This is a genomic window from Paraburkholderia bannensis NBRC 103871, assembly GCF_000685015.1.
GTDB classification, from domain to species: Bacteria; Pseudomonadota; Gammaproteobacteria; order Burkholderiales; family Burkholderiaceae; genus Paraburkholderia; species Paraburkholderia bannensis.
Map to the genome: position 1 here is coordinate 1 of NZ_BAYA01000060.1, position 22,069 is coordinate 22,069.

Below are 22,069 nucleotides of genomic sequence, written 5' to 3' on the forward strand. Positions count from 1 at the left end.
GTTTGTTCGACAGCGGTCTCAAGATTATCGACATGCAGCTGCAGAGAACGTAGAGATCGGAGCCATGAACAACACTCGATTGCTACCGTTCGGAATCGAACTCAGGGTCGGAGACGGAATTGCAAGTATCGAAGCCGACTTGCCGGAAGTGCTCCCTCGCTCCAGTGATCCCGTCGAAAACGAACGCATCGTCGGGGATGTCGAAGGCGTCGAGCAATTGTTGCTTTCGCTTGCGCGTGTGGGTATCGATTTATCTAATCCGCAGTTCGTACAGGCAATCAACGACTGCGTGGCCAACCTTCGATCGGGCTGATCGGTGAGTCTCCGTATGCGGCCAAAATCAGCCACTCGACGCGAGCCACTGAATCGCCAACAATCGACGACGACGCTCAGCCTCCCATTGCGCTCCGGACAATTTCCGGCGTAGGACTATTCTCGAAGCCAACTCATTTAGTGACAACGGGATACTGCTTTAACGGAGAGAAATCGACCGTCCAGATGTCGAGTTCGTACAGTTCCCCGCGATCGTGTAGATTGATTGCGACGATAATCGGTATGCCGTCTACATCGATGAATTCTCTCTCGGCTAGCATTGGACGAGTTCAGAATTGTCGGCTGATAGTCAAGCCCTGCCAAATGGGTAGGTAGCTCTGGATTAAGTGTTACTCCGTTGGAGACACGAAGCGTTGCAGCACTGTTTGTGGCAACAAATCACCGGTATAGGTACTTTCCTTCCTGCTAGTCGATTGAAACGGCCATCTCCAAAGCAATCTTAGAATAGCTCACTCCGCCATCGTTAGCAGGTTGCAGCTTCAACTCATCCAGTGCGTAAACGATACTCACCCTGCTCCCGACGTGAAAGAATTTTACATCCTCACTATTATTGACATAGATGCCAACCGCTCTCACGGATCCATCGTCGAGCTTTAGATCAAGCGTATTGTTGGCGCCTCTCTCATTTTGTCCGGAGAAATATGTACGCTGAACGACACCCTTAATAAACAGCAATGGCATTTTACCTGCCTGAATACTCGCCCACCACTCCGGCGAACCGAACAGTCCGTGACGGCCCTTTAGCCCTACATTCGGCTTTGAAACATTTAGAGTCAGAGCTTGGGTCAAAGCAACTCGGTTAGGATTCGCTCGCAACTCATCTTCAAGCCGAAACACAAATTTCATGGGAACCCCGGTTTCGTTCAATCGCAACAACATGCCCACCTCCCTCAAGGAATTTTGCCAAATTGAATTATATGATTATTAAAAATATTCACCCCTGCGCCTTGGCCTAGCTGAGTGGTCATCTGGCCACCTTCAACTTTGAAGCGTACATTTGTCTGCATCCATCTACCCACCTGCGTCGACATATCAGGGAACTCAATAGCCGCCGGAGTATTGGCGGCAATGCCAATTTTTTGAAGTTGAGCTGAAGTTCCTGGCGCCATTGTGAACTGAACAGTTGTGCCGTTGTACTTCGATGAATATGACAAGACTGGTGAAATTGACGTCTCGGTAGTTGGCGGCAATTGACCGGTTTGTTGCAAATATTCGAAATCCTGTTCAGACATTGTACGGTAATAAATTTCGTTACCGAATGCATCAACTTGTTGCACGGGGCTAAGCGGGTTTTTCGCCGTCGAAACGGGTACTCCAACAGCACTATCTGTGGCTGGCGTTGTTGCAAACCCAAGCTCCGTCTCGATCCAATTTGCCGCGTTGCTGAACGCTGCTTCAGCGCTGTCGACTGCATTCGACGCCGTCGTCGAAACCCCTTTCGCAGCGGCTTCGGCCACGTCACCAACCGACAGGCTACCACCACCCCCTGCCGAACCGGGCTCGGCGGCCCCACCTCCCTCAAGAGGTTCGTTGTATGGCTCAGGCAACACCCCACCGTGCAACTGCTCCGAGTTGTTCAACGCCTCGTTTTCGGCTGCGGTTGTCGCCCCAGTTGCCTGCACACCAAGCGCTGATGCAACCCCACCACCAGCGAGCATCGCCAATGCCGTGATGGCCGCTGCGTCACCCGATGTCAGACTGGCGGCACCGCCGGCCTCTTTTACCAGCGTCGGCGAAATGAGCGCACTGGCCGCCCCTCCAATCGCCCCGCCAGCACAGCCCGTCCCTTCGGCCGCACTAGCGGCACAGCCCAATGCTGCATGCGCCAGATCGTAACCAATGGTGCCCTGCGCCAGAATCGAGTTCGCGTTTTGTGCTGCATTGCCGATAGCATAGGCTCCCGCTGCGGCAACATCGCCGACCGCGTCGTTTTTCAGGGCGTCAAAGAAACTTCCACCCTCGATCGCCGTCTGCACCCCGGCCGAGATCGTTGCATCCGCCCCAATAGCAATTGCCTCGGCCGGCAGGTTCGACGCGGCAGCAGCGCCCGCCTGGGGAACGAGACTGCCTTCGATGCCCTGTACGCCAGCGAGCCCGGCCAGCGTGCTGACCCCGCCTCCAGCTGTAATGGGGCCGGTTGCAAACCCGAGGCCACCGCTGGAGCTGTACGTTATTCCGTTGGTCAAACCAGCGGTGATCGCCGCCACCCCAGCAGACTCGAAAGCACTACCCAGATTGATCGAACCTGTTCCGATCAACTGGCTGGTCGTACTTGACGCGAATCCTGCAATCGCAGCCGATAGCGCTATATTCCCCAAGCCAGCCGATGTAGCAGCTGCCGTTGTAGTAGCCGCTGTCGACGCGGCAAATGTGGTGCTTTCGGCACCCAGCGTTGCACCAATCGTCTCGCTCGCCGCCCCATAGCTCAGAACCGACACCACGACGGCCGCGACCAGTGCAAACAGTTGCATTGGCTGGAAGCCACCCTCGGCGGTGAAACTTGTGTTCAGATCGTTGCTAACAGACGTCTGCGTAAAATTCCCACCTAGTTGCTGCTGCAACGCGGCCAGCACCTCCTCGGTACCCGCCTGATTCACGGCACCGTCGCTACTCAGCTCCTGTAGCGCTCCACCGATCTGGGCGAGCGTCAACACATTGAGTTGCATGTCGGCGGCGCTCATAAAGCCACCCGGCTGCACGACTGTGCCTGTGGTATCGGTGTATCCGCCCTTCACCGAATTCCAGATCTGGCCTACATTGACCTGGTTAGCTTCATTCGTGAGCGTGCCCGTTGTCACATCAAGCGTGCCGCCTGAAACGATCGAGCCCGTGTTGGTGATGCTGCCGCCACTGGCGGCGCTACCGAAATTGAGTGCGAGGCTGTTGCTTGCCTCAATATTGCCGCCCGCCGAAAGCGCGCTCGTATTTTCCGGAAGATAAACCTGCGGCATAAGCGCCGTAATCGTCGGGCAGGTCACATTGCCCGTTGCAGTACATTCCGGGTCGGGCACTGTCTGCTCGACGTACCAGAGCATCGGCTGCGTAAGCGCGTTAATCTGCGTTTGTGAGAGCGCTGTGCCCAGTTGCAGATTGTTCTGCTCAGCGTAGTTAAGTGCGTTCTGGTAAAGATCCGCTTTTTCCTGCTCGGTCACCGACAGACCCGTCGTGCTGTCATACGACAGCCCGTTCACGAAGCTGCCCTGGCCTGTCTGCTGCAGCGCCGCTTGCTGCAACACGAGGTCCTCCTCCTGCGGGTTGTAGTAGAACAGCGTCGAAGACGGTTGCAACGACGAAGGCAGCGCGTTGATCAATTGCTGCGGCCCGAGAAGCGATGACGTCGAGCCGATCGCTGCATCGACGTAGGATGCGGTGCCCGCAACAGCCGTCGGCAACGACTCGCCAACCGTGCGCGGCACAGACAGGTTGAGCCCCGGCAACGTCTTCGGGGTCAGGGAAATGACTTGAGACGACGCGCTTACGCTCGGTGTATAGGTGTTCGCCGTCGTAATGCCATTGATGAGCTTCTGCCCCGTAAGCGACACGGTCGTCCCGAGCACATTGCCTACGTTCAGGATCTCCCCGCCCGACGTAATCGACAGATTCGGTGCCTGGATGGTCGCTGCGATATTGCCAACAGGCGTGGGCGGGTCAATTGCGCCACCCACGCTCGTGTAGGCACTACCATATAGCGCAGTGCACTCCTCCACCGACCCGCACGCCCAGGTGTTGTGACGCTTGTCGTTGCTGAACATCCCCGTTTCCTGGACCCATTCAGAGTGCCAGTACGCATTTAGCGTCTGTGCTTCGTTGACCACAGGGCCTGAAACGTTGATGTCAGCGCTGCCGCCAGCTGCAATCAGGCTGCCGATGTTTGTCAGGCTAGCCGCGCTGATGCTGAGACTGTTTCCGGCACTGATTACGGACGAACTGCCGGATTGCTGATCAACATATGCCTCGCAATAGCTTTCCTTGTAGCCTCCCGCGGTCATACAGCCGGCGTAAGCCTCTTTCGTGCCGTAGTTCTCATGCACCGTAACGGGAGCGGGCAAATCATTGGTAATAGCGCCGGTGACATCGAGCGTGATGTCGTGTCCAGCGACAATGTTGCCCGACGTGTTGTTGAGGCTTTGCGCAGGAGTCGTCGAACTTGCGGTCGTGCCGACACCTCCGATAGCGATATCGTGGCCAGCCAGGATGTTGCCGTCCGTGTTGTCAATCTGGCCCGCTGCGATCACCAGGTCATGTCCAGCGTAAATCGTCGCGTCGTTCTGGCTGTAGCTGAACGTCGTTGTGTCCGGATTGTTACCGCGTGGAGAACCTCCGTCGCCGCACACAATGCTCGGTACGCCTGAAGCACAGCCAACCTGGGACGACAGGTTTTCTGAATTTCCCCCCGCGTTCGTCAGCGTGCCACTCGAAATGGTGACATCATTGCCGGCGTAAAGGAGGCCTGCATTGACGAGATTGCCGCCGCTCACGGTCAGGTTATTACCAGCCGAAATTACTCCTGTGGGCGAAGTACCGGTCAGCGTGCCTTGTGCAGTCGGTGCGGCTGAGTTTGTGTTGATCGCAAATGTCGGTGTCGGCGCAATGGGCAGACCGACATCGCAGTTCTGGGTGCAATGGATGGGAGTCGATGACGCAATACCCAGAGCCGCAACCTGAGCGAGGAAAGACGCATACTGAGTCTGATCGATCCACGTAGTCGATTGCGAAGTGACCGTTGACGCGGCAGCCCCGTTGCTCAAGGACTGCACATTGAGCGCAATATCCTTCTGGGCTGCAATTTCGCCATCCAGATTCGACAGGCTTGAAGCAGTCAACGACACAGATCCACCGGCCGATATGACGCCAGCCTGCCCCGGCTGCTGCGTTATAGTCGTCTGGTAGACAGTTGGCAGCGCGATCGTGACGGCGGCCTGTGGATTCGCACTGGACGCCGCTGACCACTCCTCCTGATCGGCTCCGTTGTCGCCGGTCGGCGCATCGTGCTCGTAGAACGTCACGGAGCCAGCCGCGGCTACGGGGGTTCCCGCTGCGAGAATGCAATTGAAGGTGCAACTGGTCAGCGCGGTGTCTTTCGATAGCCCGTATTGCGAACCCGTAGGCGAAAGCAGATTGCCCAGTGTCGCAATCGTTTCCTGCGACTCGAAATCGATTTCCTGATTATGACCGCCGCCAGCCGTCCGATAGTAATAGGCAGTTTCGGTACCAATCACCCCAGACCACAACAGTGACGGATCGCTAACCGTCGTAGTGACAGAAGTGGCAGCCCCCGGTGCGCCAGCGTCGTTCGCGACCAACGCGGCGTTAATGTCAATATCAGTACCTGCAATAATTGAACCCGCCGTGTTCTGGAGCGTCCCTCCGAGATTGAACGAAATACTGCCCTGTGACTGGGTCGTCGCACCGGCGTTGTCGTAGTTTCCACCGCTGACGTTGATCGCCGACGCGGCCTCAATAGTGCCGCGATTCGTCACATTGCCGTTAATCGCCAGTACGTCGCCAGCATGAACAATTGCACCGCTCACGTTGTTCAGCGCGCCGTTGATAGTCACGTCATTGCCGCTCACCTGCCCGTTATTCGTGAACGTGCCATTGGTCGTGAGGGTCAGCGCCGCCGTGCCATTGAGCGTGCCGTTATTGACGACGCCATTGACGCCGTCCAGCGTCACGCTCGTCCCGCTGAAATTCCAGTTGTTGCTAATGTCGATCGTCGATGCGGTGATCGAGAGCGCTCCGCCCTGGCTGATCGTCCCCTGGGTGGGATCGAAACTCACATTGGGCGCACTAAAGCTCAAATTCCCCTGTGCAAGAATACTGCCGCTCGCATTCGCAAACGCGGCACCACCGCCGTTGATCGTCAGCGAAAGGTTGCCCTGGCCTGCCGTACCGCTTGTTTGAGGATTCCCCGCGAAAATCAGACCACCCGTGTTATCCAGCGTGCCCGTTGTGACGTTGAGCGCGGTAAGACCCATCAGCGAGCCGCCGCGGTTGTTCAGCGCGCCGCTCACGCTCACGTTCGTCGTCGCGCCGTTCACGAGTCCCGCGTTCGTGAGATTGCCCGCGTTGATCGTGAGCGTGCCTACCGACGCCAGCGACGCGTTCGCTGCATTGACGACGCCCTGCCCCGACACAGTCAGGTCGCCACCTGCGAGCACGCTTGCCGCGTTGCTGAAGCCGCCTTGCGAAACGAACGAAGTGTTGCCCACGACGTCGATGTCGCCGCCTGTGAGGTTCAACTGGCTGGACGCCTGCACTCCAAGCGTACCGCCCACAATTGCCTGTCCGAGAGAAACCGTCGAGCCGGTCAGTTGCAGGTTCTGCGAGGCGACGATCGATGCCTGGCTCGCATCAAGCGTGCCCTGTGCGCCAGCAACGATATTTTTCGTGTTGCTGATCGAACCGCTCAGCGTGACGTTGGCGCCCGACAGTCCAAGATTGCCCGCGACCACGCTCGTCCCTGACAGAGCGAGCGTTTGCCCGGCCACAAACGTGGCGTCTGCGTTGGCCGACACGCCGTTCACGCTCACATTGCCCGCCGTGCCCGTGACCGTTACGCTACCCACCGATGCAACACCGCCCGCCAGCGTCACATTGTTCGCCGCAAGCGCGGTAACGTTGCCTCCGCCTTGCAGCGCGCCCGAGACTGCGACGCTGCCACCGGTCGACTTCAAATCGATATCGCCTTCGGCCGTCGTGGCGCCCAGCGTCATGTCAGCGCCCGACGTCGCCGTGAACTTGCCGGCAGTTTCGATTGCGCCCAGCGTCGCCGCGCCGCCAGCCTGGATGCCAAGGTCGCCGACATACGTGAGCGACGCGCCGCCCGCAATCGCGCTCGCCGCGGTGAAGCTGCCTGCACCCAGTCCCAGGAACGCGCCGTTTAGCGTCAGTCCAGCGCCTGCCGCAACCGACGTATCGCCGTTCACAAGTGCGCCAGCCATCAGCGCGGTGTTGGCCCCCGCACTCGCGACGAGTTTGCCTCCAGTCGTGATGGCGCCATCGGCCGTGAGATTGCCCGTGCTGGCGTTCAGTGTGATAGCGCCATTGGCTATCGTCGCGCCGTTTAGGCTCACATCGCGCCCGGCTTCGACATCGAGCGTAGACACACTGGAAAGCGCCCCGCCCACGTTCACGTCGCGAGCGGCATCCAGTTGCATCGCTGCGCCCGAGGTCACGCCGTTGGTCACGGCGATGTCCCCCGCGCCACCAGCGCTCGCCAGACCGTTCGCCTGAAGCGAGACTGCGTCGCCGGCCATCGCTGAGCCCATCGCGACACTATTGCCCGCCGTTGCCGACAATGCTCCATTGGTCGCCACGCTGCCACTCACGGCAATATCGCTGCCCGCGCTGAGCGTCGCCTGTTGCCCAAGCGCCACCGATGCCGCATTCAACGCACCGCCCGCAGCGAGGGTGCCCGCACCCTGCGCCGCAATGCCGCCCGCCAGCGTCATGTCTGCGCCCGAGGTCAACGCCGCGTTGCCGCCCGCCTGAGTCTGCCCATTCAAGTCGAGCGATTGACCCGCGCTTGCGGCGAGGTTGCCCTGGGTCGTCACGTTACCCGTGCTCACATTGCCATTCGCGGCGGTCAGCGTGAGATCCCCTGCCGAGTTCAGGTCAGCGGCACTGAGGTTGCGCGCGGCGGTAGCATGGGTTGCTCCGCCCGCGTTCAGCGCGCCGCCAATCGCGATATCGCGCGCGGCCTGCAGCGTCACGTTGCCCACTGCCGTAGCCGCGCCGCCGATCGTCACATCGCCGCCTCCAGTCTGGCCGCTGGCGATTACCGAGAGATCGCCAGTCACCGCCTGTACCGCCCCCAGTCCGGCGTTGTTGCCCGCCGATGCTGAAACACTCGCGCCCTGCAGCGTGCCCGACAATCCCAGGTCATGCGTCGCGTCGAGCGTCGCGGCCTGCGCGAACGCCAGAGAGCCCGCACCGGCGATGTCCTGACCGGCGTTCAGAGCGCCATCTGCCTGCCCAGCCAGGCTGCCGTTCACGTCGATGTCGCGGCCCGCCTGCATCGAGGTCGAGCCAGTGGCCGCAATTGTGCCGTCGAGCAGCACGTCGAGCGCTGCCTGGGCGCTCAGGGCACCGCCTGCCGTCGTCGTGCCCGCGAACTGCACGCTGCCCGCAGTGGCGACGATCTTCATATCGCCAGCAGATTGCGAGGTGCCGCTCACGCTCACGCTATTGCCCGCGTCCAGCGTCTGCGTCGCGCCGCTGGCCAGCGTGCCTGTGATGCCGATGTCGTGCGCCGCGTTCACGCTCACGTCGCCCGCAGCCTGTGCCGTGCCGCTCACCGTAACGTCGCCGTTGCCTGCCTGGCCGAGCGCCTTCAGGTCGAGCGTCGTCAAGGACGCGATATTGTTGAGCGTCGCGTCGTTGCCGCCCTGCACGCGCACCGCGTCCGCCTGCAGTAGGCCCCCGAGCAGGACGTTGCGCTGCGCTTCGACATCCGCGAGGCCCTGCGTAAACGACTGCGTACCGGTGCCCGTGATATCGCGGCCAGCCAGCAGGGTGCCGCCGGCCTCGCCGATCAGCAGGCCGCTGCCGAGCACCAGGTCGCGCCCAGCAGAAAGCGTGGCGTCGCCGACGGCACTTGTCGTCGCGCCAAGTGTGAGGTCACGGCCCGTCGTCACATTGAGCGCCGCGCCGCTGTTGATGCCGCCGGTCGCCAGCAGGTCGCCCGTCTGCGCGGCGATCGTCATTGCCCCGCCCGACTGCACCGATCCGCCAATCGTCACGTTCTGGCCCGCGTCGAGCCCGACTTTCGTCGCGCCCTGCAACGCGGCTGCCACGACGAGGTCATTGGCGGCATGCGCATCGATAGCGCCGCCCGCATAGACCGAGCCATTGATCGTCAGGTTGCCAGGGCCGGTGTCCGTGCGCGTACCATCGGCGCGCAGCGACAGCGTGCTATCCGCTTGCACGTTGTTGACACTGGCGTTGCCCGCCGCACGAACCGTGACGTCATTGCCCTGGACCAGGCCGCCTTGCACCACGTCGCGGGCCGCATCGATATTCGTGGCCTGCGCGAACGCAATCGTGCCCGCGCCGGTCAGATCGAGCCCGGCATTCAGCGTGCCGTTTCCGTGCCCTTCAAGCGTGCCGCTCACGTCGAGGCTGCTGCCTGCGTCGAGCGTCGCGTCGGCGGTGGCGAGCACGCTGCCGCTCACGCCGAGATTCGCGCCCGCGCTCGCCGCGAATGCGCCGCCGGTCGTCAGCGCACCGTTGATCGCGATATCGCGCCCCGCTGTGAGCGTCGTATCGAGTTGCGAAGACGTCGTTGCGTCCAGCGTGATATCCGTGCCCGCCTGGGCCAACAGCGTGCCGTTGGTGGCGATGGCCCCCGTCGATGCTATCTGTCCGTTCTTGGCATCCAGCTGCACGTTGCCGACTGCCTGCAGCGTGCCGCTGTGTTCGATATCGGTGCCCGCGTTGAGCACGATATCGGCGTTGCCGATGAGGCTACCGCTTGTCTGCAGCGAGCCTGTCGCACCGAGCGTCATGAGGCCATTCGCACTCACATCGTGCAGCGCCGCGTTACCGCCTGCGCTCACTGCGACGGTATCGCCCGCCAATGATCCGGTCAGCGACGTATCGCCGCCCGATTGCAGCGTCGCCGCGCCGCCGAACGAAAGCGCGCCCGCGCCCGCCAGTGCGCCGCCCGCCGTCAACGTCCCGCTGCCCTGCGCGAGCACCGTACCCGCCGCGCGGATGTCCGCACCGGCCTTGATCGCGAGGTTGCCACGCGCGGTGGTGCGACCGCTGCCGAGATCGACAGTGCCGGACGCATCGGCGAGCAGGCTGCCGCCAGACTGCAAGGTGCCTGTACTCGTCAGCGAGCCCGTGGCGTTGTGCAACGTCATGTCGCCCGACGAAACCAGCGCGCCGCCAATCGTCGTATTGCCGCCGCTGGTCAGGTCGAGCGCGCCTGCCGACTGCAACGTGCCGCCAACCGCGATATCGCCTGCTGACTGCAACGTGCCCACACCGGCGGAACTGACGATGCCGTTCAGCGTGGTGGTGCCACCGCTCTGCATGTCGAGCTTGCCGCCCGCATAGACGGTGCCATCGACAGCGAGCGCCTGCGTCGCGCTCAAGCTTGCGTCGGTGCTGGAATCGAGCTCCCCGCCAACGGCCAGCGTGCCGCCGCTCACGACGGACAACGGCCCCGTCGCGTGAAGCGTACCGCTGACGCTCGTATCTGTGCCTGCGTGCAGCGTCGCGTCCGACAACGCGTTGACGGTGCCGACGATCGCCATCGACGCGCCGCTTGTCAGGGCGAGCGAGCCCGCCGACTGCAACGCCCCGTTGACCATCAGGCCCTGCGCCGCGCTCAACGTCGTATCGGCGAGCGAATTGACCGTGCCGTCAATCGAAAGCGCGCCATTGACCGCGTTGACGGCAAGCGCCGCGTTCGATTGCACGTCCTGAAGCGCAATGGAGCGCGTGGCCGTCAGCGAGACAGCCTGCCCCTGGAGCGTGCCCGTGACCGCGAGATCGGTACCTGCCTGGGCGGTGACGTCGCCTGCAAACACGGAACTGCCGCCGATCGTCAGATCGTTGGCGGCTGCGAGCACCGCGTCCTGTTTGCCAGTCACGACGCCGCCAAGCGTCAGGTCATGTCCGGCGTCAAGCGTCGCGGTTGCGCCGATGCTCGTGGTTCCCGTCAGCGACAGGTCCTGGCCCGTCGTGAACGTCGCATGGCTTTCGGAGGCAATTGTGCCTTGCGATGCGATGCTGCCCGTTGTTGCGGCGACCGTCATGTCGCCAATCGCCTGAACCTGACCCGCGCTGCCGACGTTGACGTCGCGTGCCGCCGTGACGTCGAGCGTCGTACCGCCGCCGAGCAGGCCGCTCACCTGCACATCGCGGCCGGCCTGAACCGTGGTCGCGAGATCCAACGCATTCGTGCCGTCGCCGCCACCAAGCAACGCGCCGTTCACGCTCACGTCACGACCGGCGCTCACGCTGGTCGCTCCGAGCACGGCTGCGGTGCCGCCAAGGCTCACGTCGCCATTGCGCGCCGAGACATCGAACGCGCCGTTTGCCTGCACGTCCGCCACACTGACATTGCTGGCCGCGACGATATGCAGATCGTTCGCCAGCACCGTCAGCGCGCCCGTCGCAAACACGTCGCGACCCGCATCCAGCGAGATGCCGCTGGACGCGCCCAGGGAGCCGTTGATCGCGATGTCCTGAGCCGCCTGCAGGGCAACTGCTCCGTTACCGGCAATCGAGCCGCCCGTCTGGATACTGCCGCTGATCGCATTCAGCGTGATATCGCCGACGGCCTGCATTGAGCCGCCGACCGTGAGATTCCCTCCCGCCCGAAGCGTCGCCGCCGCACCGGCGAGCACATTCCCCGTCGTGACGAGGTCGTTGCTGGCCGAAATCGACAATGCCAACGCCGCCGTCACGTCGTGGAGCGTCGCCGCGCCGCCCGCCTGCACCTGTACGGCATCGCCGCGCAGCGAACCCGTCAGGCTGGTATCGCCGCCCGATTGCAGGACAGTGGTCTCGCCGAACGACATCGCCGCCGAACCGGCCAGCACGCCACCGGCTTTCAGTTCGCCGTTGCGCTGACCGATCACCGTGCCGTTGGCGGTGAGGTTGCCGCCCGCGTGAACAGTCAGGTCGCGTTGCGCAGTCGTCTGCCCCGTGCCCAGGTCCACCGATTGCGCGGCGTCGATCAGCAGATCGTTGCCTGCCTGGATCGTGCCCGTACTCGCGAGCGAGCCGCTTGCGTTCGTCAGCGTCGCATCGGCCAGCGAGAGTACGGTTCCGCCGATGATCGTGTTCGCACCACTCGTAAGCGCGAGCGCGCCCGAGCTTTGCAGCAGGCCGCCCACACTGGCGTCGCCGGTGGAGGCCAGCGCGGTAGCGGAGAGCGAGGTGACCGTTCCATCTATCGCTAGCTTGCCGCCGCTCGTCACATCGAGCCGGCCTGCGCTCTGCAACTGCCCGGATATGAGGGTGTCGCTACCGGAATCCAGCTGCGCAGTCGAGAGCGACGTCGTTGCGCCGTCAACCACCAACGTGCCGTCTAGCGCGTTGGCAAGCAATGTGCCCGAGGACTGCACGTCGTGCAGCGTCATCGACTGGTTGCTCGCGAGCGTGACATTCGCGCCGGCGAGCGAGCCGCTCACCGCCAGGTTACGTCCCGCCTGCGCCTGAATATCGCCGAGGAAACCGTTGCTGCCGCCCAGCGCGATGTCGCGCGCCGCGTCGATCGTCGCGCCAGCCTGCCCGCCGAACGTGCCGCCGGTCGTTACATCGCGCCCTGCCGTCACGGACACAGCGCCGATCGCGGTCGTTGCGCCAGCAAGTTCGACGTCCTGCCCTGCCTGCACGGCCAGTGCGCTGCCGCCATTGAGCGAGCCGGTTGCCTGGACGCTGCTGCCCGCGTTGAGCGCGATATCGCCAGTGACCTTTAGTGCGCCACTGATATCGACGCTGCCGCCTGACTGCAACGTCGCCGTCGCACCGGCCTGCACGTTGCCCGTGGTCGCGAGATCCTGTGTCGCAGAAAGCGACAACGTCGAGCTGGCCGTCACGTCATGCAGCGTGGCGTTTGCGCCTGAGCGCACCTGAACCGTGTCGCCGCTCAAGGACCCGGTGAGGTTGGTATCGCCCCCCGACGACAAGGCCGCCGCCCCGCCAAAGGCCACTTTCGCCGAACCGCCAAGCGTGCCGCCTGCGTCGATCTCGCCATTGCGCTGCGCAACGACCGTCCCGTTTGCGCTGAGGTTGCCACCTGCGTGAAGCGTCACGTCGCGTTGCGCGGTCGTCTGTCCCGAGCCGAGGTCCACAGACTGAGCAGCGTCGATCAGCAGATCATTGCCTGTCTGAATCGTGCCCGTGCTCGTAAGCGAGCCGCTTGCATTCGTCAGCGTCGCGTCGGCAAGCGAGAGCAACGTGCCGCCAATCGTCGTATTCGCTCCGCTGGTGAGCGTGAGCGCGCCTGTGCTCTGCAAGAGACCCGTGACGCTTGCATCGCCGCCCGATGTCAGCAGCGCATCCGACAGTGACGTAGTCGTTCCACTGATGACGAGGTTTGCGCCACTCGTCACGTCGAGGCGTCCGGTGCTCTGCAACGTACCGGTGACGGTCGTGTCGCTGCCCGAGCTGAGCTGGGCAGTGGACAGCGATGTCACTGTGCCACCGACCGTCAGAGCGCCGCCTTGCGCATCTGCCTTGAGTGATTCGGATGACTGAACATCGTGCAGCGTCATTGACTGGCCGCTGCCAAAAGTCAGGTTGGCTCCGTCGAGCGAGCCCGACATCGCCAGATTGCGCCCAGCATGCACCTGCACATCGCCCTGGAATGCCTCGCTGCCGCCAAGCGCAATGTCGCGCCCAGCAGTGACGCTCCCACTGCCCTGCCCGGCAAATGTTCCCCCGAACGTCACATCGTTTCCAGCCGTGAGCGATGCGCCTGCGTCTACGCTGGTAGAACCCGTCAGGGCGATGTCCTGTCCTGCCTTGACAGCAAGAGAGGCGCCTGTGCTGAGCGAACCGCCCGACAGAATGCTCCCGGCTGCGTTCGCCGTGACGTCGCCCACCGCCTGCACCGCGCCCGTCGCCGCAATATTCACGTCGCGCCCAGCCGCCAGCGCAACCGACCCGCCGCTCGCAAACGTGCCGTTTATATCGATGTCACCGCCCGCCTGCACAGACGCCGCGCCGATCGCGGCCGCATTGACGAGGGTCGCACTGCCGCTCGATGCCGTTGCGCTCAACGCACCGCGAGACTGCACGTCGTTGAGCAAAAGGTTACGTGCCGCCGTGACCTGTAGTCCGTTCGCGACCAGCTGTCCCGTCAGCGCCACATCGTTGCCGGCTGTCAGCGTGGCGCCCTGGCCAAATGAGACTGCCCCGGCGCCGCCAATATCGGCTGCCGCATTCAAGGCGCCGCTTTGCTGCACGATTGTCGTGCCGTCGAGCCGCATGCTTGCCGCGTTCACAGTCGCATCCGCACCGACCTGCAGCGTCCCCGACACGTCGAAAACCCCCGACGTCGTCGCACTCAGGTTCGCCCCACTTTCGAGCGAACCGGGTATGTTGATGCCGCCTGCGCCCGCAGCAAGCGTGATAGCCTGCAATGCCGTCGTCCGCGCGCCAATGGTCGTGCCCTGACCCGCCGATAAAGAGAGATTGCTGTTGCTGTTGACGGCAGCGGTTGTCTCGATGATCCCGGTAGCCGCATTCAGCGCAAGATCGCCGGAGGTCTGGGCCTCGCCATCGACACTCACGTTGCGCTGAGCAGTCACCTGCAGTGTCGCGCTGCTCGTCGAGCCCTCAAGTGCTGCATCACGCGCCGCAGCAAGCGTCGTTGCGCCTGCAACGACCGTCGTGCCAGTGAGGGTGACGTCGCCCGTGCCGTCATTGCCCTGCGCACGGATCACGAAGTTGCCGGCCGTCTGCACGTCGCCGCTGCTGGCACTGTTCCCCGCGCTCAGCGCGATATCGCCTGCGGCCTGCGCACTGGCGATGTCGAGACTGCCGCCAGCGCTTGCTGAGAGCGCACCATTCGTTTCGATCGTCCCCGTCGAATGCACGTCGCCATTGGCTGAAAGCGTATAGCCCTCGATGCCGATGTGAGTGCCTGAGAGCGTTGCATTGCCGCTCGCCTGCACGTTCACATTTTTTTGTGCGTCGACGCTTGCCAGCGTGACATCGCCATTAGCGGAAAGCGTGACATCACCGGCGTTCGCGGCGAGTTGCGCGTCGCTGCGCACCCCCATCCCTGCGGCAGTACCGACAAGCGCAATCTGGCCTGCTGTCATCGCACCGTATGCCGTAGCATCGATCGCGAGTCCGCCGTTCGCGCCGCCGATTGCCGAGCCGACCGTAGCAGCGGTATTGCCCGAGCCGTTTGCCGACGTCGCCCAGTTCCCGCCCGTCGAATCCGACAACACCGGCACAACGAACTGCTGACCCGCGATCGCATTGATTCGCGTGCCCGCATAGAGTGGCGCATTCACGCCGATGGTCGCGCCGATCAGGTCGATGGTGCCGACGGTGCCTTCGATACCGGCGCCCGGGCCATCGACGCCCGCATTGCCTTCGATCTGGATATGGCCGCCACGCACGTCGTACCCGATGGCCTGGGCGCTGTCGAAGCTTGCCGCCGTGCCGCCCGCGCTGCTCAGGAGCTGCGGCACGCCTGTCGAAAGCGTCACGCCGATCGTATTCGTAAAGCCGGTGCCGCGCGTCGTAATGCCGTTGGGATTCGCGACGATGACCGTTGCGGGCGCACCGAACACTTCGAGCGGCCCATTCAACAGGCTCGCGTACGCGGCGCCTGTCGACGTCACCTGATTGACGATGACACTCGCCGTACGTCCATTCAGGTTCGGATTCGCGGCGACGTCGCCGCCAGTGAGCGACGTGCCTGAAGCCAGGCTGTTGTTGAGGATCAGCCCAACCGGATCGATGTTGAAACTCTGGTACTGGTTCAGCGAAATACCGGCCGCATTCGGCGCAGTGATGTTGACTACCGGGACACCACCGCCCGAACCCGTGGATTGCGTCACCCTGGGCTGGAAGGTAATCGGTGCAGTCGGGTCGACAATTGGCGAGGCTTCGGCCATCTGCATCGCGAAGCGCACCCTCAGCGCAGCCAGATCGTTAATCAGCTGCCAGGCGTGGTCATCCAGCCGGGTACTCCCTGCAGCCAGCACGCCCGCCGCATCGCGGCCCTGCTCGAATGTGAGGCTGATCGGACCGAGGAACGACGTGATCGCCACAACGAACGCCACCGCGCGTTGCCACACGCTGAAGCGCCGCTGGGCGACAGACGCGACAAGCCACGCGGGCGTGCCGGTATCCGCGCGTTGTTGATCACGCAGCAGCCGCGCCGTTGCGAGCTGCCGCAGGATTCCCCGTTTCGATGCATTCATTGTCGAGTCGATCTTTCTTGTTCTACTTTTCTGGCCTGGACACCGCGGGCCGCCCGTTCCGGCGCGGCCCGATACTGCCTGCTGCTGTTACGTTTTCCTGCTGTCCGCTACTTTTTATTGCTCGATGCGCGCCTGCTTCGTTAGATCGAGTACAAGCGCGGCGGCCGCCTTCGTCTGCGCGACCTGCTCGAGCTGCTTGCGCAACGTCTCTTTCGACTGGTCGAATGAAGGAATCTGGGTCGGGCGCTCCTGGTCCGCGCGCACGATCCAGTACGTGCCGTCGACCTGCACCGGCGAGTCCGTCACGCCGCCCTGCGGCAGCTTCACAAGCGCCTCGGCGAGTGGTTGCGGCCAGTTCTGCGTCTTGCCCGCTTCAATCGGCGTCTTGAACGAGATCCAGCCCAATTCGCCGCCTTGCGCGGCGTTCGGCCCCTGGCTGTATTGGCGGGCTAGCTGCGCGAAATCCGTGCCTTTTTTTAGCTGGTCGATGACCTTTTGCGCCGCGTCCGCGTCGCGCGTGGCGATCACACGCGGCTTGAATTCCGTAGCGCCCAGTGACGCAACCACCTTGTCGTATTGCGCCTTCACATCAGCATCGCCAATCTGCGCGGGCTTGAGCTGGTCCTGAAGCCACGCCTGCGTGATCACCGCCGCCTTCAACTGCTCCATCTCGGCCTGCACCGCGGGACGTTGCTCGTAGTGCGCTTTCTCGGCGGCCTGCCGGAACAGCTCGCGGGCAATAAGCTGGTTCTTGAGCTGGGCACGCAGAGCAGGCGTATCGGCTGCATGCGAAGCGACCACGGCGGCATCCAGACGGTCCTGCGTAATCGGCACGCCGTTCACGCGGGCGATCACGCCCGAAGTGAGACCGGTCTGCGCATTTGCGCTTGCATCCGGCTCGGCGCTCTTGTGCTTTGACGCTGCGAACGCCGCGGATCCAGCCAGCGCGAACGTGACGCTCATCGCCACTAGCGCCGCCTTGCGCCTGAGCGAATGCGCGCTTGCCGCGGTGTGAATCGATTGGGACTTGCTCATGCTTGCTCCTTCATTCCGACCAGTTGATTGTTGCGAGTACAACGGTTGCCTTGCTGCCCAGCGAAGCGGGCTGCACGAGTGCCCGGCCCACCAGCACTTCAGCCGTTATGGTGTGACTGCCGAATTGACGTGCTGCACGCAGGCCCGCGCCAGCACCCATCAGCGTGGGCCACCCGCCTTGCGCGACGAGATGCGACTTGCCACCGTCAAGGAAGACATACGGTTCGAGATGCGTGTCGAAACAGGCCGGCGCGTTTTGCCAGACCGCCTCGTTGCGCAGATAAAAGCCGCTAACGCCAGCGATGCCGCCTTCGGTGAAGCCGCGCACCGAGTCCATGCCGCCGAGAAAAATCTGCTCGTTACCAAAAAGCGCAACCGCGCTGTACTGCGCGCGCAGCCTTCCCCGATACGCAAATGACAGCGCCCCGAGTTTGCCAAGCGTCGCCTGCAACGTCAGCGTGGCGTCACCCATCGTGAACTGGCTGTGCGCGTCGGCGCTGTCGATATCGGGGCCGTCGTGGCTCGCCGACAACCACGGCAGGCCTTGCGAGACGCCGACATCCCACGTCGCGGCCGCGGGTTCGCCATGCGTCGCAAAGCGAAACAGTCCGTTCAGGCCGATGCGTGCCACGGTAAGGTCCTGTGGCGAGAGTTCGATGCCGTTCACGCTGCGCTCGGTGCGCAGTTTCGTGAGCGTGGCGTCGAGACTCAGGCGTCCGCTGGCTGAACGCGTCAGCACATCGTTCCAGCCAAGCGTCTGCGTGAACGTGCGGCCGTCGAGCAGCGCCGTATCGCCGATCGATTGCTGATACTCCGAAATCGCCGAGGTATAGCTCAGTGTCTGGTAGCCGAACGGCACCGCTGCGGAGAACACAAGCGCGTTGCTGTTCTCGGAGCCCACGTAACTCAGGCCCAGCGACTCCTGAAAGCCGATGCCGTTGTCCTCTTCGATGGACGCGCGGTAACGCAACGTCCCCGTGCTCGAACTGCCGTAGTTGTCCATGCCCGCATCGACATAGAACGGGCCACCATAGTGATTTGTGATAGCGACAACCGAATCGCCGGGAGACTCGCCCGGCAGGATCTGGATCTCGGCATGGTTGCGGCGCAGACGATTGATCTGGTCAACCCCTTGCTCCAGATCGGGAAGCCGCAACGCGTCGCCCTGTGACGCGCCGAATGCCCATGCCGAACCATCATCGGACAGAAATCCGCCGCCTGCGGGCGGAATGCGCCCCGGCTGCGTGCTGCGCGGCCGCAGCGGCTGGCCGTTAAGCGTGAATGCCGCGATGCGCCCCGCCACCACATTGATAGTCAATGTGCCTGATGCAAGATTCTGCTGGCCGAGATACGCCCGCGTGGTGATATAGCCATGCGCGATAAAGGCTTCGGTAAGCCTGCGCAGCAGCAGGTTGATGCGGTTACGCCCGAGCCTCTTGCCGATAAACGGTCGTGCGACGTCGTCGAGCGCACACTGCGCAAGCGGGGAGTCGCCGGTGAAATCGATGTGGTCGATCTGAAACATCGGCTCGACATCGGGTAGCGTTTCGATATCCGCGCCTGGCGGCAGGTTGGGCAACGAGCCTTCCGGTACGCCGATCTGTGCGGGAGCCTGCTGCACCTCGTCGTTGCGTTGCTGGTCGCGCTGCTGCTGCAAGAGCCGTTGCGCGGGATCCTGGAATGCACGCCCGCCCGCAGGCAACTGCGGCAGAGACGGCATCGACGGTTGCGGCGGGAGCGGCGTAAACTGGGCGTGCACACTCGCAGCCGCACAAAGGGCCAGCGAAAAGCAGGCAAGACGCAGTACGGTGTGCATACTCACAGACCGAACCACGAAACAAGCCCGATCGAGTTATGCGTGCCGATCAGGACCGGCTGCTGCTGGGGCGCGCGTTGCGTCACGATGCCACCCGCCGCGTGAATGCCACCCGGGGCGTGGAACGCACCGCCGTCGATCTCGCCTTCGCCCGTCAGCTCTACGGCGCCCGAACCTGCTTCGAAGATGCCACCGGTGTCTGCTGCATAAATCGCGGCCCAGTTGTTGCCGAACCACGCCCGCAGGTTGTGCGTCTCGTTGATCGTGCTGTAACCGAGCACGCCTTGCGCGAGCGTGCTCGGCGCATCAAGCGAAAGCTTCCCCACCGCCAGCACGGTGCCGCCCGTGTTGGCAATCTGCGAGCCAGCCTTGAGCGTGACGTCTGTCCCTGCTTCGATCACGCCGCCGAAGGCCTGAACCGAACTGCTTGCGTTCGCGCTACAAAAGAGGAAGCACGATTGGCGGTAGCTCGCCTGCCCGGTGAAAACCGCCTGCGTATTGATCGACCCACTCGCGGTCATGGCAATGGCACCGCCGTTCGAGAGGATCGAGCCTCCCTGGTTGGCAATGTTATGGGCGGTGATCGTCACGTTGCCTGCATCGGCGCTCACGTACGCGAGTTGATTCGGATCCGCGAGCTGGCCGTAGTCGACCGTGAAGCCACTGCTGCGATGGCGGAAGAACAGAAAGCCGCTGCTGCTTTGCGAGAATCCGACGGCCGAACCGCCATTCACGCCTGCGGAATGATCAGAGAGATTGCTGAAGTCGCCGCCCGCCTGAATCGCAACGTTCGTATTCGACAGCATGCGGGCGTTCTCGTTGACCACGTCGCCACCGCCCTCGATGGATACATTGCCCTGCACGCCAAAAAGGATGCCGAGCGGGCCTTGCGGATTCGACTGGTTCAACACCTTCCCTGCTGCCACGAGCGTCACCGCACCGGTGGAAAGCGGGTCGCCGCTGCTCTGCGTCTGTCCCTGCACCAGCGAGCCAACATTGGTGATATCGGCCGAACTGTCGAGCACGACGCCAGCATTCGCCGACGCAACGGTCGAGCCTTTTTGCGAAGCATCGGTCTGCAACGCGATTCCCGCCGCGCTCACGTCGATAGCACCGCTGGCGATGAGGCTGCTGCCCGCCAGCGTGAGCGCTCGCGTTGCAGTGAGCGTCGTGGTGCCTGCGCCCGTCACCTGCGTGCCGTTGAACGCGAGCGAGTCCTTCACGTTGAACGTCGTGTCGCCAGCAACGGCCACCGAGGCGTTGTCGAATTTCACTGCGCCATTCGAGCTCAGCGAAAAATTGCCCAGCGAGGCGTTGAGCGGCCCGGCGCTGCGCACGCCCGGGCCCTTATCGGTGACGATGAGCTGGATGCGCCCGCTTGAAATGCTGCCAGCTGCAGTGATGTCGAGCGCAAAGCGCTTCGCCTCGGCACTCGTGCCGCCCGCCGTCAGGGACAGCCAGTCATTCGCGTTATCCGAGGCGGACAGCCCGGTATTGAGCGTGGCATTGCTCGTGCCGGCGATGACACGCGTGAGCGCGGTGCTGGACGAAAACGCATTACTAAGCGGCCCCTGGATCTGCACGTTCCTTGCGATCAGGTCGAGATCGACCAGCGCGCCCGACAGACCACCCGGGCCAATCACGATGGTGCCGTCGCTGGTCGACAGCGCAATGTTTCGCTGAACGAGACCGGGAGCAACCTGGAGATCGTTGAAACTGACCTCACCCGTTGTGAGCGCAACGTGTCCAGCATTGACGAACGAACCACCATTGACGGTGATGCCGTTGGGATTGGCGAGGATGACGTTTGCCCGCGAACCGGCAACGGCAATTGCACCTTCAATCAGGCTCGGATTCGTACTGGTGACCTGGTTGACAATCGTGCGCGCGTTGATGCCGACGTTGTTGAGCGTTGCTCCCGCGGCGCCTACGTTAAACGACGTGTAGGTGTTCTGCGAGACGCCTGCGTAGGCGGGCGCGAGATTCACGGTCTGCGCACCGTTCGCGGCCGTGGAGACCATTGTCGAGGTATGGCCGTCTGCAACGATTCCGCCCGCGCGAGCTGGAGCTGACATCAGCAATGTACAGGCAAGCACGTTGAATGCGACGTACGTTGCCCGCAGACGAGCTAGATTTGACCACCCGTGTAGCACTGTCATTGTTCCCGGTGCGCGTAAACGCACTCAGGAATCCCCGGAAATTGCCTATGCATCTCTCTAGCGTTCTACAAATCGTTATACATGCTTCTATCGGCAACTTCTTTCAAAATCTTTATAGAAGTAATTTTCCTATTTTTTAAAAATTAAATTTCATAAATCGAAATAAACATTCAAATTTATGGTTAACCAGAAACTTCAAAAATAAAAGTAAATTGGTCGAAGTTATGAAGCGCTATCGTTCTGGTAGTGCCAATTGCCGCGCACTCGCTGCACCCATCTGCGAAGCCCGAAAAGCGAGCACAACGCGACCGGTTGGCCGACAACACGGCAGTTGGGACGACAGTGGGAGTGACCGTTGTTAGCGGCGGATTCAACCGGTCGCTCTGCGCCGATGAGTCCGCGGCTCATGCGAAACGCATCGGGCAGTAGCCGGCCGAGGGTGTGTAAAAACGCGCAGAACGGCCAACCGGTGACGCCCAGTAAGTCGCGCAGTTGCTTTCGGCCGAGGTGCAGGCAGATGAAGTGATCACGTTTTACGGGCAAACAGCGTCGGCGCGCGCATTCACGCGCCTGCCAGCCTCATCGCTCGCATCGTCTTTGCGAATCCGAGGATCCTGATGACTCGCTTGAGGTTGTATGCCAGCACGTGCAAACTCATTTCAGCCGCAACATGGCCCAAACCGCGAGTCTGGAAGTGGGTTGAGCCCATCCAGTATTTGATTGTGCCGAACACGTGCTCGACCGTCCGGCGTCGTATCGTCATGGCGTCAAGCTGGCGATCCAGTCTTGACTGCATTGCCTCAAGCACTGCCTCGTGC

General features: G+C 62.6%; 7 protein-coding genes and 1 pseudogene. 1 reads left to right on the top strand and 7 read right to left on the bottom strand.

Annotated elements, in window-relative coordinates; translation table 11 throughout:
- Positions 1 to 313: hypothetical protein (locus BBA01S_RS46500; protein WP_156966262.1), on the top strand; the 313-nt coding region annotated here is incomplete at its 5' end.
- A 133-nt stretch (positions 314 to 446) separates the two neighbouring features.
- On the opposite strand, the pseudogene BBA01S_RS48745 reads toward BBA01S_RS46500, so the two are convergent.
- From BBA01S_RS48745 to BBA01S_RS38540, 7 genes and pseudogenes are all read right to left on the bottom strand, one after another.
- A pseudogene (locus BBA01S_RS48745) lies at positions 447 to 590 on the bottom strand (DUF6984 family protein); the annotation flags it as partial.
- A 148-nt stretch (positions 591 to 738) separates the two neighbouring features.
- Positions 739 to 1,179, bottom strand: coding sequence for a hypothetical protein (locus tag BBA01S_RS38515; protein WP_245641728.1), 441 nt, complete (start codon positions 1,177 to 1,179; stop codon positions 739 to 741).
- A gap of 44 nt (positions 1,180 to 1,223) precedes the next feature.
- Positions 1,224 to 16,241 carry a two-partner secretion domain-containing protein gene (locus tag BBA01S_RS44815; RefSeq protein ID WP_052392083.1) on the bottom strand — a complete coding sequence of 5,006 codons (15,018 nt, stop codon included), beginning with the start codon at positions 16,239 to 16,241 and terminating at the stop codon, positions 1,224 to 1,226.
- A gap of 114 nt (positions 16,242 to 16,355) precedes the next feature.
- Complete coding sequence (locus BBA01S_RS38525) at positions 16,356 to 17,276, bottom strand: peptidylprolyl isomerase (RefSeq protein ID WP_042298608.1); 921 nt, start codon at positions 17,274 to 17,276, stop codon at positions 16,356 to 16,358.
- 10 nt (positions 17,277 to 17,286) lie between these two features.
- Positions 17,287 to 18,996, bottom strand: coding sequence for a ShlB/FhaC/HecB family hemolysin secretion/activation protein (locus BBA01S_RS38530; RefSeq protein ID WP_042298611.1), 1,710 nt, complete (start codon positions 18,994 to 18,996; stop codon positions 17,287 to 17,289).
- Positions 18,997 to 19,094: 98 nt separating this feature from the next.
- Positions 19,095 to 21,167 carry a two-partner secretion domain-containing protein gene (locus tag BBA01S_RS38535; RefSeq protein ID WP_156966263.1) on the bottom strand — a complete coding sequence of 691 codons (2,073 nt, stop codon included), beginning with the start codon at positions 21,165 to 21,167 and terminating at the stop codon, positions 19,095 to 19,097.
- A 646-nt stretch (positions 21,168 to 21,813) separates the two neighbouring features.
- Positions 21,814 to 22,069: transposase (locus BBA01S_RS38540; protein WP_027821050.1), on the bottom strand; the 256-nt coding region annotated here is incomplete at its 5' end.

Coding starts and splice junctions, on each gene's coding strand:
- BBA01S_RS38515 (WP_245641728.1), bottom strand. CDS start 1,179: ATGAAATTTGTGTTTCGGCTTGAAGATGAGTTGCGAGCGAATCCTAAC.
- BBA01S_RS44815 (WP_052392083.1), bottom strand. CDS start 16,241: ATGAATGCATCGAAACGGGGAATCCTGCGGCAGCTCGCAACGGCGCGG.
- BBA01S_RS38525 (WP_042298608.1), bottom strand. CDS start 17,276: ATGAGCAAGTCCCAATCGATTCACACCGCGGCAAGCGCGCATTCGCTC.
- BBA01S_RS38530 (WP_042298611.1), bottom strand. CDS start 18,996: ATGCCGTCTCTGCCGCAGTTGCCTGCGGGCGGGCGTGCATTCCAGGAT.
- BBA01S_RS38535 (WP_156966263.1), bottom strand. CDS start 21,167: ATGTCAGCTCCAGCTCGCGCGGGCGGAATCGTTGCAGACGGCCATACC.